Annotated in this window: 16 protein-coding genes, 1 tRNA gene and 1 pseudogene; 15 read left to right on the forward strand and 3 right to left on the reverse strand. The window is 56.4% G+C overall.

The window, feature by feature from the left end:
* The first annotated feature begins 93 nt into the window (after positions 1-93).
* Both GV001_RS07435 and GV001_RS07440 read left to right on the forward strand, forming a co-directional pair.
* Positions 94-183, forward strand: a tRNA-Ser gene (locus tag GV001_RS07435).
* A gap of 157 nt (positions 184-340) precedes the next feature.
* Positions 341-658 carry a hypothetical protein gene (locus GV001_RS07440; RefSeq protein ID WP_160079007.1) on the forward strand — a complete coding sequence of 106 codons (318 nt, stop codon included), beginning with the start codon at positions 341-343 and terminating at the stop codon, positions 656-658.
* 235 nt (positions 659-893) lie between these two features.
* Here GV001_RS07440 and GV001_RS07445 read toward each other — a convergent pair whose 3' ends face one another.
* Positions 894-1913 (reverse strand): IS110 family transposase, encoded by a 1020-nt coding sequence (locus GV001_RS07445; RefSeq protein WP_160079008.1) that lies wholly within the window; start codon positions 1911-1913, stop codon positions 894-896.
* A gap of 263 nt (positions 1914-2176) precedes the next feature.
* Between GV001_RS07445 and GV001_RS07450 the strand changes: the two are divergent.
* The 9 genes and pseudogenes from GV001_RS07450 to GV001_RS07490 all read left to right on the forward strand — a co-directional run.
* Positions 2177-2906, forward strand: a pseudogene (locus GV001_RS07450) (IS5 family transposase); the annotation flags it as partial.
* Positions 2907-3095, forward strand: a complete 189-nt coding sequence (locus tag GV001_RS07455; RefSeq protein WP_160083224.1) for a M48 family metallopeptidase — start codon at positions 2907-2909, stop codon at positions 3093-3095. It begins immediately after the preceding pseudogene.
* A 302-nt stretch (positions 3096-3397) separates the two neighbouring features.
* Positions 3398-3874, forward strand: a complete 477-nt coding sequence (locus tag GV001_RS07460) for a hypothetical protein (RefSeq protein WP_160079009.1) — start codon at positions 3398-3400, stop codon at positions 3872-3874.
* Positions 3853-4989 (forward strand): hypothetical protein, encoded by a 1137-nt coding sequence (locus tag GV001_RS07465; RefSeq protein WP_160079010.1) that lies wholly within the window; start codon positions 3853-3855, stop codon positions 4987-4989. Before GV001_RS07460 ends, GV001_RS07465 begins: the two co-directional genes overlap by 22 nt.
* On the forward strand, positions 4986-5372 hold the full coding sequence (locus GV001_RS07470) for a hypothetical protein (protein WP_160079011.1): 387 nt from the start codon (positions 4986-4988) through the stop codon (positions 5370-5372). Before GV001_RS07465 ends, GV001_RS07470 begins: the two co-directional genes overlap by 4 nt.
* An 18-nt stretch (positions 5373-5390) precedes the next feature.
* Positions 5391-7172, forward strand: a complete 1782-nt coding sequence (locus tag GV001_RS07475; RefSeq protein ID WP_160079012.1) for a hypothetical protein — start codon at positions 5391-5393, stop codon at positions 7170-7172.
* A 139-nt stretch (positions 7173-7311) separates the two neighbouring features.
* Positions 7312-7935: a hypothetical protein gene (locus tag GV001_RS07480; RefSeq protein ID WP_160079013.1), complete on the forward strand. Its 624-nt coding sequence runs from the start codon at positions 7312-7314 to the stop codon at positions 7933-7935.
* 72 nt (positions 7936-8007) lie between these two features.
* The gene (locus tag GV001_RS07485) at positions 8008-9624 is read left to right on the forward strand and encodes an ankyrin repeat domain-containing protein (protein WP_160079014.1); all 1617 of its coding nucleotides are present in this window, start codon (positions 8008-8010) and stop codon (positions 9622-9624) included.
* A gap of 46 nt (positions 9625-9670) precedes the next feature.
* Complete coding sequence (locus GV001_RS07490) at positions 9671-10252, forward strand: DUF6694 family lipoprotein (RefSeq protein ID WP_160079015.1); 582 nt, start codon at positions 9671-9673, stop codon at positions 10250-10252.
* A gap of 118 nt (positions 10253-10370) precedes the next feature.
* Here the strand turns inward: GV001_RS07490 and GV001_RS07495 are convergent, their stop codons facing one another.
* On the reverse strand, positions 10371-10862 hold the full coding sequence (locus GV001_RS07495; RefSeq protein ID WP_160079016.1) for a hypothetical protein: 492 nt from the start codon (positions 10860-10862) through the stop codon (positions 10371-10373).
* Positions 10863-11104: 242 nt separating this feature from the next.
* On the reverse strand, positions 11105-11401 hold the full coding sequence (locus GV001_RS07500; RefSeq protein ID WP_160079017.1) for a hypothetical protein: 297 nt from the start codon (positions 11399-11401) through the stop codon (positions 11105-11107).
* A 429-nt stretch (positions 11402-11830) separates the two neighbouring features.
* On the opposite strand from GV001_RS07500, the gene GV001_RS07505 reads away from it, so the two are divergent.
* The 4 genes from GV001_RS07505 to GV001_RS07520 all read left to right on the forward strand — a co-directional run bounded on the left by GV001_RS07505 (position 11831) and on the right by GV001_RS07520 (position 16554).
* Positions 11831-12733: a LysR family transcriptional regulator gene (locus tag GV001_RS07505; protein WP_178091811.1), complete on the forward strand. Its 903-nt coding sequence runs from the start codon at positions 11831-11833 to the stop codon at positions 12731-12733.
* A complete protein-coding gene (locus GV001_RS07510; protein ID WP_160079018.1) occupies positions 12730-13632 on the forward strand; it encodes a LysR family transcriptional regulator in 903 nt (300 codons plus the stop codon). Before GV001_RS07505 ends, GV001_RS07510 begins: the two co-directional genes overlap by 4 nt.
* A gap of 179 nt (positions 13633-13811) precedes the next feature.
* Positions 13812-14441, forward strand: coding sequence for a glutathione S-transferase (locus GV001_RS07515; protein WP_160079019.1), 630 nt, complete (start codon positions 13812-13814; stop codon positions 14439-14441).
* Positions 14442-14493: 52 nt separating this feature from the next.
* Positions 14494-16554 carry a pyridoxamine 5'-phosphate oxidase family protein gene (locus tag GV001_RS07520; RefSeq protein WP_160079020.1) on the forward strand — a complete coding sequence of 687 codons (2061 nt, stop codon included), beginning with the start codon at positions 14494-14496 and terminating at the stop codon, positions 16552-16554.
* Positions 16555-16627 lie beyond the last annotated feature (73 nt).

Here is a 16627-nt window from a genome sequence, read left to right on the forward strand (position 1 = left end):
CGGGCAGATGACGCAAGCATCTGAAAGCACGCGAAAAAAACGCCGAACGGGGTTCGCCAAAGCGAGCGGAGCTGCTATCATGCGCGCCGCCGTGGGAAGATGCCGGAGTGGCCGAACGGGACGGATTCGAAATCCGTTGTGTACGCAAGTGCACCTAGGGTTCGAATCCCTATCTTCCCGCCATACTGTGTAATGAAATCAAGGGCTTAGACGCAGCGATGCTTCTAGGCCCTTTTTCTTTGCCTGCGATTTGGGGGGGTTATGGGGGAATGGCCTTGTGTTGGCGTCCCCCAGGAGGGGAATAAAGTCCGTTACTCATCGTGGTTTCGGAGTGAAATGCATGGCGTATTACGAGCAAAGACCCAAAGGGACAGGCCCCTGGCGCGCGCAGATTCGCAGGAAGGGGTATCCCGAGCTTAACGCCACGTTTGACACGAAAGCTGAAGCAGAAGCATGGGCCGTGCAGACAGAAGCTAAGATGCTTACAGGTCGCTATGTAGACCTGCGAGCAGCTACGAAAGTTACGCTTGGTGACGGCCTGGAGAAGTACCTTGCCGAGCACACCCCTCAAAAGCGTGGCGCAAAGCAGGAAGCAGTGCGAATCAAAGCCTGGCTGGGGATGGTCTTATATGGACGTCTCCCGGAGCTCAATCGGTAATCCTGTTGGCATATAGGTAGGAGCAGTCTTATATCCGGCCTGTGGTGCAGGCCAACAAGCCCTGCTGGCCCTGATGGAATCCGCTGACGAGGCCCTCATCTGAAAAGCGAGCTGAGGGTAGTGCCCTTGGCTCATATTCCCTACCAGGTTTGCCTCGTCACGGTCTGACCTATTCCGCCATCATCTGTTTACCGCCTGCGCTCCTTGTGAAGACTGTTGGTGTGCATTTCGCTGGTCAACTGGGCGATGCGCTGAAGAGCTCAGCCCGGTAGTGCGATCCTTTGGCCAGTACCGCCCACACGGTTCGGGCCAGTTTGTTGGCCAGCGCCGCTACCACCACGTTATACGGTCGTCTGGCCAGCAAACGCTCAACCCACTCGGATTTTTGGCCTTTGGCGATGATCGAGCGGGCACCGTGCATCAACAGCGTCCGCAGATAGGTGTCGCCGCGCTTGCTCAAGCCCAGTTGCCGAGTTCGACCACCGGTGCCCGTTTGCCGTGGCACTAGGCCCAGCCAGGCCGCGAACTGCCGCCCCGAGTGGAAGCTCTTGGCCTCCCCGATGGCGGCCACTGCGGCGGTCGCGGTCAACAGACCAATCCCCGGAATTTCGGCGAGTGCTTGGCAATCGCGGCGGTCGCGCAGGCAGCGCTTCAGCCGGCGCTCGATGAGCTTGATCTCCTCGTCCAGCCTGAGCACGCGCTCCCACTGCTCACGCAGACTTTCCAGCAGCAGCTCGGGCACCTGGTTCTCTGCTTGCGCAAAAGCTTCCGGCATTGCCTTGACCAGCGTGGCATAGCCCTCTGGCAAAATCATGCCGAACTCATAGAACAAGCCGCGGAGCGCATTGCTTTGCATGATGCGAAATTTCAGCAACTGGGCGCGGAGACGATGCAGCGAGAGGATGGCTTGTTGATCAACCTGCTTGATCGCGACCGTGCACGCCCCCGGTTGCTGCACGGCCGTCCAGATGGCTTGGGCGTCAGCCGCATCGGTCTTGTTGCGTAGCACAAAGGGCCGAACCGAGCGCGGGGCGAGCAAGCGCACCTCATGCCCGAGTTGCTGCAGCTGACGCGCCCACCAGTGGGCACTGCCGCAGGCTTCGATGGCCACCAAGCTGATCGGATAGTTCGCAAAGAACGGCAGGACTTCCGCACGCCGTAGTTTGATCCGCTCGATTGTTCCGCTGCTCCGATTAACGGTATGCAGTTGGAACACCTGCTTGGCAATGTCCATCCCAATCACGCTATCTTTCATGCTGGATCCTCCTGCTCAAGTGACGCGGGTTAACCACTCTCCACTTTGGCACGTCGAGGCCGTTGCAGTGAGGATCCGCTCCTTCATGGAGGGACGCTGCGGTCGGCCCGCTGCCGGGGGGAGGCGTCCATACCATCTGAAAAAGACCTCCCGAATCTGGTGAAATACGCCGATCCCGCCAGCCGAGTTTTTCCATGAAGCAGATGACCTTCGCCGATGCCGAGTACGCCGGCAAGCGCAAGCAGACCCGCAAGGAGTAGTTCCTGATCGAGATGGATCAGGTTGTGCCGTGGAAGGGGCTGATTACGCTGATCGAGCCGCACTACCCAAAGGGCGAAGGTGGCCGCCCGGCTTATCCGCTGCTGGCAATGCTGCGTATCCATCTGATGCAGAACTGGTTCGGCTACAGCGATCAGGCCATGGAAGAAGCGCTGTACGAGACGACCATTCTGCGTCAGTTCGCCGGGCTGAGCCTGGAGCGTATTCCTGACGAAACCACCATCCTCAACTTCCGTCGTCTGCTGGAGAGACATGAGCTGGCAGCCGGCATCCTCGGCGTGATCAATGGCTACCTGGGGGATCGCGGCCTGTCGCTGCGCCAGGGCACCATCGTCGATGCCACGCTGATCCACGCGCCCAGTTCAACCAAGAACCAGGACGGCAAGCGCGATCCGGAAATGCACCAGACTAAGAAAGGGCAACCAGTATTACTTTGGCATGAAGGCGCACATTGGCGTTGATGATGAGTCGGGGCTGGTACACAGCGTGGTGGGCACGGCAGCCAACGTGGCGGATGTGACCCAGGTCGACAAGCTGCTGCACGGCGACGAGAACGTCGTCTGCGCCGATGCCGGCTACACCGGCGTCGAAAAGCGCTCCGAACATGCTGACCGAGAAGTGATCTGGCAGGTCGCGGCACGCCGCAGCACCTACAAGAAGCTCGATAAACGCAGCGCCCTGTACAAAGCCAAGCGCAAGATTGAGAAGGCCAGGATGCTGCGACTGCCAGCAGATCCTCGACTCTGGTTGAACAGATGGTTGGAATACATCCTGGTGCATGAGCTAACCCATCTACTGGAGCGTCATCACAGCGAGCGATTTACCGGATTGCTTGATCAGCATTTGCCGCAATGGCGAACGTTACGTGAGGAGCTGAATGGATCGGTGCTGTCGGAGTTCTAGGCTGATGCTGCGTCGGAGTTCTGGGCGATTTTGGGCAATCAGGTCATCCGAGGCTGTTACGCGGAGCTGATCCGGCCGAGATGACCGTGATGCGGGGGCTCAGTACTCAAGCTGATCACGCGTGTCCTCCATTGCTAGTAGTGGGAATTTCAAGTTGCCAGGGCGTTTCATGAGTGCCGACTCACTATCTGACAGTACCGATGGTTGCCTAGGTTGTCGAATAATTGGCGCCATTGATTTGTGATCTGGTTCGTATGTAGAGTGTCACATTGCCATCGTTCTCATGGACAGAGGAATACAAAATGCGTAATCACGTCATCATCGCTTCGCTGCTAACCACCTTGGGTCTGTCCGGCTGTGTCCAAGTCATCCCGGCTCTTAACTCGGAAGGGAAGAGCCCAATGGTGGGTACCTGGCAGGGACAGATGAATTGCCGCCTCAGTGCAGACCAGCGTACGCAGAAGATCATCTGGTCTTTCAAGGAGTCGGGTACCCCCGGCGTGGCCACTGGTGAAGTCTACTCGCTGTCGAAGAATCTCTTGGGCGTAGAAGAGTTGGTGGTGATCACCGCTGACGCCACCGTTAGCGAAGGCAAAAAGCTTTACATTGATCAGAAGGAGGTCGTCGTCAATCCTGGCAGTCGCTGGGCTCCGTCGGATTGGGAGGGCACTCTTACAAGTGAAGATAGCCTCACTATGGGCGGTTGCGGCACTAGCATGACGCTGACGCGCACGTCCAAGGAATACACCCCGAATGCATGGATGCTTTGGAGCAAGTGATGCGCGAGCGAGTCGTAAAAGGCCTCTGTTTGTCGATAATCACTTTGGGCATCCAGTCGCAGGCTTACGCCATTCCGGCATTGCCGGCAGACGCCAACATGGATCGGTTACCCGAGCAGGTTGAGCTGATGCGGCGTGGCTACTACATCGAGACCTGGGGTTCTCTCAAACGCTTGAATGCGCCAGATCAGCTCGGCTGTAAAGGTTTCGAGATTCAGGCCCATCGAGGTCATGCGCAGTATACGGAGAACGGGCCGGGCGCAGTGATGACCGGCATCACCAGCCGTTTCAACGGCGTTGAGGTTGATGCACGGCAGCTGGGCGATGGCAACTGGGTGTTTAACCACGACGCGACTACGGGGCGAACGCTTGTACATCCTAGTGGCGATGTATCCCTGAGAAGCCTCGATCTCAACTCGTGGATGATTGCAAAAGGCCGTAATCGGCTGGGGGCAGCCACCAATGAGGATATCTATGGCGCGTTCGACATATTGACCGTAGTAAACGAGCTCACCCACCCCGCGCAGATAATCAATATCGAGCTCAAGAGTGATCCAGGGCTGCAATGCGGCTCGCTAGGCTCATTCGATGCTGGTGCGAAGGCGCTTTTTAGCAAGGGCAAGATCGGCTACAGCAGCATGGATGGGTTGCCACCACTGCAATGCATACGCCAGTTCAACAAGGATGCTTATGTGGCGCTTATCCAGGGCCCAAGTCAGCCTGCACTGGAAAAATGGGCCGCAGCCAATCACGGCGATGAGCTCAGCAGGCTTAAGGGGCGTCAACGCCTGATGGCGGGCGCCCGTCTAGCCACTAAGGCATTCGGCGCTTACAAGTATCCGCGCTGGGGTACCGCCGCCGCTCTCACCGAGTTGAAGACCAAGATCGGTGGTGATGTTGGGCTCCATGTCGAGATCACCGATCTGTTGTCTGATCCCGGCCTTACTGCCCGTGCTCACAAAGCCGGCATCAGCAAGGTTATGACTTACACCTTGACGGATAACGAGAGCCACATTAAGGGCCTGAAGCAGCTGAAGGCCAGAGGCGCAATGCCTGACGGTGCAATTGTCGATTCGACGCCGATCAAGACCTGCAAAATGCTGGGGTTGGAATGAACACTAAAGCGATTATTGGCCTTCTAGCGCTATCAGTTCTGTCGGGCTGCGCGCAACACCAAGCCAGCTCAGATGCGCCCGGCAACAGCCTTAAGTCGCGGAAAGTCATGTTCATGAGTAACAAGGTTGCCGACATTATCCGCCAGCTGCCTGCCGATGCTGACCTTGAAAACATGGCTGATCAGCAAACACTAGTCAAAGAAGGCATGTATCTGACTTGGAGCGGTGAACACCGTTACCTCGACGAGGCCGCCAACAAAGCGCGGGTGGATTCGGTTGTCAAACCCGTAGTGGCCCCGGCAGCCCCGCGCAATAAAGCAACGTCTATCCAGTCTGAATCCATTCAGCTGGACACGATGCCTGCACCAATCGTGATCGAGTGATAAAGCAAGGACAGCATTTTGGAATCGCAGAAGCGCACTTTGTGGCCGTACGTCTTCGGAACGATCAGCCTGATTTACGTACTCCTGGAGTTTGTCTTTAACGCAGACCTGGTAGACCTCGCATCTTCGGCAACACCTGGCGCTGATGAGATGGAGGCAATCGCGCTTCGTGGAGAAACGCTCTCGGGTATTGGTCTGGCTATAGCCCTCATGACTCTGCTTAAGCTGACCAAGCCACTCAAGGATCGTGGCCCTCTCCTGTCACTCGGCATTTTTACGGTCATGGCTGCGTTTGCCACCGTACCGTTCATGCGCTGGGCCCAGCCGGCTCTGATCGATAGCCTGGTCGACAAGACTACGGCTGAAGAGCGAAGCAGCGCTCTTGGCCTGAATCTCTTCAAGTTCGGCGTGGCCCATGGCGCCATCCAATTGAAAGGCCAGCAGTTGGGTACCACTCCAGAGGATAAGACTCTTCTAGCCCTGCTTGGGCCAATGGCTAGCGGAAATCAAAAGATCGAGAGCATCGTTCAGGCCAACCAGAAAACGATTTTTGACCGCGTGCTGATTGGTACCGGTAACAGTACCTCTGCGAGCAGATGGAACGAGTACCAGCAAATACGCCAAGACGTGGCATCGAAGTACAACCAGTACGTCGACAGTGCCAACAAATACGAGGCGTCGCTCATGTCGGCCTCAGGCAAAACAGGCGGACAAGCTAGCAATGCGCTGGCGGCGATCCGCCAAGGCGTTGAGGCTGACTACAAACGTCATCTGGAAGCAGGGCGACGCTTTGAGGACTCATTGTTGGCGCAAGAGTCAGTCGTCAGTGCGGAAGTCCGTAAATATGCCCAGTCCATCAATTCGCGTTCACCTAGCGCCAGTTACGCCCCTGCCATGCAGCGCATCTACGGCTTCACCCCAGACATTGAGCAGTACCTGTCTATCGACGGCTCTCGCAAACTGAATGAACAAACGATCCGTAGCGGACACTTGCGCCAGGTAGATCGTGCCTTTGCCCTGAAATCTGACGGCATTCCACGCAATATCACTCTCAACCAGTTCCTGCATCATCCAACGGTCTGCAAGAAGGCTCGTGCGCAAGTGGTGGCTAAAGGAATGAGCCTACCCGGCAATTGGTGCCCAGACGATGAAGTCGCTGTTACTGCCTCCGTTAGCAACGAAGCGCAGAAACGCGTTAGGGCTGAGTGGGAGAAAGGCACCAAGGCGAAGTTCGGTCAAGTTGTGGAGCCCAGCCTGACCGAGAGCCAATTCCGCAACCTCCCATCCGTTCAACGCAACATCCGCGAGGCTTTGGCTAAGGCGCCGTGCACTAAGGGCAATGCCTACCTGAGCGCCGCTCAGTTCAAGGCTGCATGCATTACGCCGGAGCTTGGCAAGCAGCGTGTCGAGCTGAAGTCGGCATTCAGCGCACCGGTTGCGCAATTGGGCGATGACGGCATCCACTCGGATAAGGGAAGGCAGGCAGTCAAGGCGTTGGTTATCCCTCCAGTTGCCATGGCGATCAGTCTGTTCTTCAGCCTACTAGCAGCCATGAACCTGCTGTTCAAGGTGCTTCCGAACAAGGCTCTTTTTCAGAGCAAGTACAGCAAGGGTGCCGCCTTTGCTGCACTGCTCATCTGGCTTGCCCTTGCTACGCCTAGTAAGCACAGCACCATGGCTGAGCTTGTTCTGAATGACGATCATGGCTATCGCGGAATTTACACATGGGTCATGAATGCTGAGCCAGCTGTTTACACGATTGGCAAGGCGCTTAATGGGGGCAGTTCTCGCAAGGGTTGATCTGCAAGAAGTATTCGAAAAAATGCTTCTCAACAAACTTCATCTGGGGTGAATAGCTCACTAGGAAATTAGCCGCACGAGAAGATATACACCTATCTATTGATCGAACTGAAAATATAAATAAATGAGAAAATATTCTATGGAAGATTTGAATTACGAAGGCAAAGGGTTCGAGTTTTGGGGCAAGACAGGGGTGGTGTTGTCTAGCGAAAAAAGAACGGAAACTACTGCACATCAAACCGCTGGCCGGGTAAATACCTATGGCAAAAATATTGATGTAAGCATGCCCACAACGACATTTTCATCAGTTTTAAAGCATGATTTTTGGATTAAGAAAAAAGACGGCACTGAGGAAGCCATTCATATTAGCGGCATTGATATTCCTTTGAGGCCAGAGCAAGAAGTAACCATGATATATGCCGCCGAAAAAGGAAAGGGGGGCTGTCAAGCTGTTTTTGTTAACCATAGCGCCGGTAAATTTTGGGTTATCAATGACGCCGGAGAGCTTACTAATCATCTAAAAGTCTTTACTTTTTTTTGGAAATCACTTTTGATTGCCCTGATAACATTTTTTGGTCTTGCTTATCCTTTGGCGGCAATTTTTAGTAGAAGCCAAGATACTGTCGCAATTTTTGCTTTTTTGGTAGCCGTAGGGGTTCTTTCTTATCGAATTTTTGTTGGCATGAGGAGGAGATTACAATTTACGAAGTTACTTGAAGCGCACCTTACATCCTTGGCGCGAGGCATGCTTAAAAAGACGTAATGGTATAGAGCTATATTATTTTTACTGGATAGCTCTACCCTAAAGCCATCAGTGATGCGAGTAAGGATATTTATGCGCTTTTTGAAAACAGCAATCGCAATAGCGACAATGGCAACTCTCGCTGGATGTGGTTCCGAATACGACAGCAGCGAAGTCAAAATCAAGAAAGAAGGCGACTCTGAATACGCAGTCCTGTTCACCGAAAAGGCGTCTGGCAAACTAATCACTGGAACCGTTATCGACAAGAGCGGTGATCGGGTTTTCTGGACTGCTGAGGTCGTAGACGGCAAGCCTGACGGCGAATGGATCAGGTATTACGACGATGGCAGCGTGGTAAGCAGCGCCACCCTGAAAGATGGCGAACCTGTCGGCCCTGTGACCGAGTACTGTGACCCGTACCAGGCCAAGGGCAAAACCCGCGCCATCACGGATTACACCGGCACTGCGATCAAGCACCAGACATTCCACTGCGCCGCCCAGGTAATGGTTGAAGAATTTTCGACTGACAAAGCCACCGGAAAGCGCATTGGCGAGAGCAAGGAGTGGAAAGTTGTAAATAGCGAGCAGGTGCTCAAGGAAGTTGAGAACTACAACAGCGAAGGCATTAAGCACGGCATTACCGAGAGCTATCTGGATGATGGTCGCCTGATGAGCTCCATCACCTATCAGAACGGCGAGATCGATGGCCCGTACAAGCGCTATGTGCTTAACGACAAGCAAGAATATCGACTCAGTGTAGATGGCGTTTACAAAGGCACCACGCTGGTCGAAGGCAAGAACTACCAAACCCACAGCAGCTATCCCGACGGTACAGTAAAAGAGCAGGTTATCGCTCTGGGTGGTGGCGGCTATGCCACCCTTATCTTTGAGTTTGATGGTGTTGTAACCCGCGTTCGCGAGGGTAAAGACGACGCTGTTAACGAGCGCATGATCATGGGCAAGGTAACCGACAACCCCACCCCCTCTCAGGCTGACCTAGACAAGATTGCTGCCATCGTTAAGTCGACCAAAGCCGACCTGAACAAAGCTTATGGCCAAGCGTTTATTGTCGATGGTGATCATCTTATTACTACTATGGCTGAAGGCTATTACGACACTCTCGTAGGCCTGGGCCTTGACCCACACGGTACCGACTTCGACGGTTCCACTCGCCTGATGAACTGTATGAAGTCCAGGAACAACAAGTGCTCTGCTGATCATATGATTCGGTTGGCTAAAGACACTTTGGCAGCCGGTGTGAAATCGAAGCATGTCTTCGGTGAAACCGCAGCGTCAATGTTCTGCCACAGCACCCTGCGCATGGATGACGCCAAGAAGTACGAGCTGTTCAGCGTGCTCCTGAAGATGGATGACGTTAACAAGGTCAACAACGCAGGCCTGACTCCGCTGCACCAGTGCGCCAAGAGCCACGACTTCACCGCGTTCCAAATGCTGGTCGATGCTGGCGCTAACCTTGAGGCCAAATCCAACAAGGGTTTCACGCCGCTGGAAATGGCGTTCGTATCTGAGCGCCTCAACGAGACCGGCATCAGTTGGGACGAGAATCTCGTGAAGACCGTTGGCGATATAGCTAAAGGTACGACCTTTAGCTTCCATAAGCCGATCCCGGTCTTCAATGAGAGTCTCAAAAGCATCTTTATGAGCAGGAGCGATGCCGACAGCGCTCTGGCCACAGACGCTTATAACTAACCCTAGGCGATGCAGGACAAAGATATCTAGTTAAAGGAGCTTCACCATGAAACACATTCTTCGCACTTGGGTTGTTCTGACCCTGGCTGGTCTGATTTCCGCCTGCGGCGGCCCAGAATTGAACGGAAAATCTCAGGAAACCCTCCTGACTTCGATGCAAGAAATAATTGAGTCTCTGGACACCAAGGAAGCACACCAGTTTCAGAAGGATTATGTTTACATCAGCACATCCATGTTGAATGACGTAAAGTTTGACTTGAACGCCATCAATACTAAGCAGAATGAGATCTTGGAGGCTTTCGACGGCAAAACCGCTGAAGACGTAGCTGAGATGGCCAATGAGATGCGTGAGGCAAAGAAACTCGCAGATGAAAAGCGTGGCCCCGTGATCAATGGCGAATCGATGTCAACCTTTGATAGGTCGATACGCGAACTTGCGAGAACCCTGAATAAGGAAGAACGAGCACAGCTTCATACCAACATCGAAATTATTATCAATAATATTCAGAATAAATACAAAGGCCAATTGGCAGGTAAAGAACTAACCAAGACTAATTTCTTGCTCGCCGTTGACGGTAAGTCCTTCAGCGAAGTGGCTGAAATGGCGGATGCAATCCGCACCAATTAAGGCCGATCTTCCTTGCTCAAAACCCAGCCCATGCAGGGCTGGGTTTCTCGGCATTTACTTGATTAGTCATGGCCCCAAAGCTCGCTTCTCTGCTCAGATTCAAAGAGAAGTATTGAATTCATGCGTAGCTTTGCAGATAGAACTCAGCCTCTAGCAGACCGGCTTTGATGCGCTCGGCAGAAGCACTGTAAAAGCCCAGGAAGTGATAACCATCAATCGCGATGCCGTTACTGGCGATGTTGCCAAAGCCAATGGGCATGTGCTTGGCAATTTCTTCCACCAGTGCGAGAGCCTTGTGGCTACACAGGCAAAAAATTTGTCCCGCCGATGTCAATTTCCAGAATTCATCCTGCAAGTCGTTGTCAGACGCAATCCGCAGAATGGCATCAATAGTTTCCTCCGGGAGATGCGCCGAAGCATCGCCAACCATAAGTAGGAATGGGCGCGTGAAGGTCAAGCTAGCATCATCATTAAACGCTTCCAGATCGCGACGATAATTATGCACCAGCGCCTTCATCTCCTCGGCCACCTGAGGAGTTAGCGTCTCATCAACAAGCGCTCGCATGAATTGAACGGTTCTCTTCATCATCTCTTGCTTGCTCAAGGTCACCGTAAATCTCCAGGCATGGTTATCGTCTGACTATTCGTTTTTATCAAAAGTCCCACTGTGCACATCCCCTTCTACGCTGTGCTCAGATGGCTTAGTCCCAGCGGGCCCGAGATGCCTGATTTTCCTTTTGATCTCAAACTGAATTTTCTCAAGATCCTCCTGCATCTCACGTCGGAGATTCTGTATTTCTTCTTCGCTGAGCTGCCGCTGATCTCTCATGAGTCGTTCGTGTCCTACTTAGATTATTTGACCTTAGGAACCTTGCCCATCAATGCGTAGTTCCTGTACGTGATCAGCTCCGTGATGATGCTATCCGTTTCTTCTTCATCGTCACAGTCAAGCGACAGCTTCTCACTCATTGCCTGTTTGTATTTATCGCCAAACTCTCGTGGGAAAAGCGTGAAAGCCAAGCATTTGAAGAGTGCGTCAAATAGATAAAATTGATAACCTGGGCGCTTATCAGGAAAGAACATGTAGCCTGAAGCAACATCATCTGGGATATTAACGCCTGTGCTCCGGCAAATTTTCGCGCTTGCCAAAACTAAATGTTCATCTCGCCTTGCTGTGTCATATCTGCAAGCGAAATCAGTTTTTTGCTCCAACGTTCTAGCAAGAAACTTTACTCAGCATTCACTCCAAGTCAAGGTTTTTTGCTTTGTGGAGGTAAATGAGGGTTGTGTGATGTGTTGTTTATTGATCTGATTTTATAATGAAGTTGCTGATCATGCTTTTGCCGATAGTGCTTAGGTATTCAGTAAGGTTGTGTCGGTATTGCTATATGGCGCCACGAATTCGTAGTCTGAAATATTTAATTGCTGCCGGGGCTTTTGTCGCGAGGTCGGCGTCATAGGAGGCGGAGGCTTGGCTCGAGTTCAGCGCTGTTCCTTTAGTGTTGGCGATGATGCGTTAGGCTGATGCCAGCTCAACGAAGTCCCGAAGCGAGGGTGGCCGTGGATAGGTTTCAGGAGATGAAAGTCCTGCTGGCTGTTGCCGAGGCGGAAAGCTTTGTCGGTGGCGCCAAGCTGGTGGGAATGTCGCCGCCCAGCGTAACCCGCGTGATTGCCGGCCTGGAGAAGCGCCTGGGCACACTGCTGCTGGCACGCAGCACGCGCAGCCTACGCATGACCGAAGCGGGCCGGCGCTATGTGGAGGACTGCAAGCGCATCCTGCTGGACCTGGATGAGGCCGAAGAGTTGGCGGCCGGCAGCAGCATTCGTGCACGGGGTAACCTGACAGTGACGGCCCCGGTGATGTTCGGCGAGCTGTACCTGATTCCGCTGATTACCGAGTACTTGTCGATGCATCCGCAGATGGCCGTCAGCGCACTGCTGGTGGATCGCCTGGTGAACATGGTGGACGAAGGCGTGGACGTCGCCATCCGTATCGGTCAGTTGCCAGAAACCGGCCTGCAGGCGATCAAGGTCGGGCAAATCCGCCCGGTCATCTGCGCCGCCCCTGCATTTCTCGATCGCTTTGGTCGGCCGACAGAGCCAAAGGATGTGCTGGCGGCACCACTGGTGGTTTCCTCTGCCAGCAGCCTGCTCACCGACTGGTACTTCAACGTTGGCGGAAACGACATCACCCTGCACGCCAAGCCGCGTCTGGTGGTCAGCTCCAATCAGGCGGCGATCAATGCCGCGCGCCTGGGCTGGGGGCTCACGCGGGTGCTGTATTACCAGGTTGCCGAGCTGGTGGCCAAGGGCGAGTTGGAGATCATCCTTGAGGCCTTTGAAACAGCGGCCCTGCCGGTGCATGTTCTCTATCAAGGCAGCGGGCGGGTTCCCGCCAAGGTGCGCACCTTTGTCGATTTTTGTGCCAGCCGGCTCCTGCACGAGCCCGCGCTGCAAAGGGTCGGGGCGCTTGGCGCATGAGCCGTTATCGTCAGATGCAGGTGTTCGAGGCCGTGGCACGGGCCGGTAGCCTTGCCGCGGCAGCGCGGCAATTGAACCTCTCGCCCGCGACCATCATGCGCAGCATTTGCGCCCTGGAAGCCCGCCTGAACAACACCCTGCTGCTGCGTGGGCCGCGCGGCGTCGACCTGAGCCCGGTGGGCGAACAGTTTGCCGTCAGCTGCCGGCAGATCCTCGAACAGGCTGCCGTTGCCGAGCGCTCTGCCGCCGGCCTGCATGCCAGCCCTGCCGGGCAGTTGAGCGTGTCACTACCGCTGCTGATGGATCAGCAGGTATTCACCCCCATCGCCCTCGACTATCTAGCCGCTTTCCCCGACGTGTACCTGGTCACCCGGGCCAGCGAAGGCGTGCCCAAGCTGCTCGAGGAAAACATCGATGTGGCCCTGGTGGTTGGCCATCTGCCGGATTCGTCTGGGTTTGCTATGCCGGTGGGCGTGGTGCGGCCGATTGTCTGCGCCTCCCCCGCATACCTGGCCCAGTGGGGGCGCCCGCAGACACCCGAGGACCTCAAGGCCCACCGCACGGTGTTGACTACGGCAACAGGCCAGGAAACTGAATGGCGCTTTCATTGCGAGCGCTCCACGCGCCTGGTGAAACCGGTACCCGTGCTGACCTGCACCACCCAGCGCGCGGCCATCCATGCCGCGACCCTGGGGCTGGGCCTGATTCGCTGCATGAGTTACGAGGCGCACCATGAGTTGCAGAACGGCTTGCTTGAGCCGGTACTGAGCAGCTTCGCGATCCAGGGCATGCCCGCGCAGTTGATCTACCGCGATGGTCGCCGGGCCGAGGCGCGCGTGCGCACCTTTATCGATTTCGCCACGCCAAGGCTGCGCGCCCACCCCGCATTCCTTGGCTGACTCCGCGCGGCTGTTGCGCCAGTACGGCGCAACATTCTTTTAGAAAACGAAATTATGCATTGCTCCGCGTGGTGATTCTGCTTGGTCGCGAGTGGGCGCAGCATGAACCTGCCAGCGCAAGAAGCCCCAACCCGGTTGGTCTGCGCTGACTTCCCCCCATCGGATGCGGAGCCACGACCATGCCTCAACCAGCCATCAAGCTGTATCGCCACCCACTTTCTGGCCACGCCCATCGCGTCGAGCTGCTGCTCTCACTGTTGCAGTTGCCCACCGAACTGGTGTTTGTCGATCTGGCCAACGGGGCGCACAAGAAGCCTGAATTCCTGGCCATCAACGCCTTCGGACAGGTGCCCGTCATCGATGACAACGGCACTATTCTCAGCGACTCCAACGCTATCCTTGTGTACCTGGCGAAGAAGTACGGCAGCGCGAGCTGGCTGCCTGAAGAGCCCCTGGCTGCCGCTCGCGTTCAGCGCTGGCTCTCGGTGGCGGCCGGCCAACTGGCCTACGGCCCGGCCTCGGCTCGTCTGATCACGGTATTCGGTGCGCCACTGAATGCCGAGGATGTCATCGCCCGCTCCCACGCCTTGCTCAAGGTGATGGACAGCGAACTGGCCACAACTCCTTTCCTGGCAGGCGATACGGCCACCATCGCCGATGTCGCCAACTACACCTACATCGCCCATGCCCCCGAAGGCAATGTATCGCTGCAGGACTACCCGAATGTGCGCGCCTGGCTGGAGCGGGTGGAGGCCCTACCTGGCTTCGTTCCCATGCAGCGTACCGCTGCCGGCCTGCAGGCCAGCTGAGCCCGCCATAGGCTGCCGGGCTTCTCGGCAGCCCTCTCGAGGAGCGCGTTCCATGGATCATCTTCCCAAGCACCGTCGCTCACCCTGGCATGCCGGGGAAAAAACGCTTCAGGAAATCTACAGCGTTTCTGAACGGATGGAGGTGATCGGGCAAAAGGTCATTCGCAGCTACATGCCCGACCAGCACCGCGAGTTCTACCAGCAACTGCCCTTCATGGTGGCCGGCGCGGTGGATGCGCAGCAGCGGCCCTGGGCGACCCTGCTCGAGGGACCGGAAGGCTTCGTCACGTCAGCCGATCCGCAGCAGTTGCTATTGGCGGTGCAACCCGACGAGCAGGACCCGGCCGCTAGCGGCCTGTACCCCGGCCACGCCATCGGCCTGCTCGGTATTGAGCTGCATACACGTCGCCGCAATCGCATCAATGGTGTGATCCAGCAGGCGTCTGCGGCTGGCCTTGCCGTTGCGGTCGAGCACTCCTACGGCAACTGCCCCAAGTACATCCAGGCCCGCTCCTATACCCGCAGGCCGGAGCAGATGAAGAACCGCGCCGCGCGCCAGGACTTCACATCCCTGAATGGCCGGACCAGCGAGCTGATCCGCGCGGCCGACACCTTCTTCATCGCCAGCTACTTCGACCATGACCCGCACAGTCGCTCGGTGGATGTGTCACATCGAGGCGGGCGTGCCGGCTTTGTCAAAGTCGAGGGCAACCGACTGACCATTCCCGATTACGCCGGCAACCTGTTCTTCAACACATTGGGCAACCTGCAGGCCAACCCTGTCGCCGGCTTGCTGTTTGTCGACTTCGCCAGCGGCGACATCCTGCAACTCACCGGTCGCACCGAGCTGATTCTCGATAGCCCAATGATCCACGCATTCGAAAATGCCGAGCGCCTCTGGACCTTCGATGTCGAGCAGGTGGTTCTGCGCCCGGCCGCTACATCGCTACGCTGGGAGTTTCACGACTACGCGCCGACCAGCCTGGCCACCGGCACCTGGGCAGAGGCGGACGAGAAGCTGCGGCAGAACGAACAGCGCCGGCAGTGGCAGCAGTGGCGCGTGATGCACGTGCAGCAAGAGAGCAAGGATATCCGCTCGTTCATTATCCAGCCGCTGGACAATGCCGCGGCTGCATTCATCCCGGGGCAGCACGTGCCGGTACGCCTGCAACCCCCTGGCGCTGAGGCGGCGTTGATCCGTACCTACAGCGTCTCCAGCGCACCGTCCGATGGGCATATCCGCATCAGCGTCAAGGCACAGGGGCCGGCCTCGCATCACCTGCACGACAATGTGCAGGTCGGCGACCTGCTGGACGTTCGCCCGCCACTGGGCAGTTTCACCCTGACCGAGGACACCCAGCGTCCGGTGGTACTGATCGCTGCGGGGGTCGGCATCACGCCCTTGCTCTCGATGTTCAGGGAGTTGGCCGCGCAAAATCACCGGCATCAACGGCAACGCCATGTTCATTTGTTCCAAAGCGCCAGAACCCTGGAGGATCTGCCATTCCAGGCAGAACTCAAGGAGCTGCAGCAACGCGATGCCGAGCGGCTGCACATTCACCGCGCCTTGAGCAGCCCTGGCGCGGACGCTGTGGTCGAGCGCGACTTCGAAATACCTGGCCGCCTCGACTTTGCCCAGGTACAGGCTCGGCTGCCGCCGGATGACTGCGACTTTTACTTGTGCGGGCCCGCTAGTTTCCTTCAGGACATGTACGACGGCCTGTGCACCCTGAACATTGCCGATGAGCGCATCCACGCCGAGGCATTCGGCCCCTCCACGCTGCAGCGCCGAGCGCTTGAACCGCTTGCCGGCGTGGCTCAGCTGCCGGCAGCCAGCGCGCCGGTGCCGGTCTATTTCTCCTCGTCGGCCAAGGAGGCGCGCTGGATACCGGGTAGCGGCAGCCTGCTGGAGCTGGCCGAAAGCCGTGGCTTGAGCCCCGAGTTCAGCTGCCGTGGCGGCTCTTGCGGCACCTGCAAGACGCGCCTGGTCAGCGGCCACGTGCATTACCCCAAGCCACCGGCGCAACTGCCGGAGAGCGGCAGCGTGCTGATCTGCTGCGCCGTGCCGGCGGAGCCTGCAGAGGGTATCCAGCCGCTGATTCTCGATCTCTAGCGAGGTGCCGCAACATGAACGGGAGCGAACGCATCCCCGCAAGACGTGGTGCACCTGCGGCGTCGGGCAACGA

Source organism: Pseudomonas sp. 8AS (genome assembly GCF_902506505.1).
In the GTDB taxonomy this organism is placed as follows: Bacteria; Pseudomonadota; Gammaproteobacteria; order Pseudomonadales; family Pseudomonadaceae; genus Aquipseudomonas.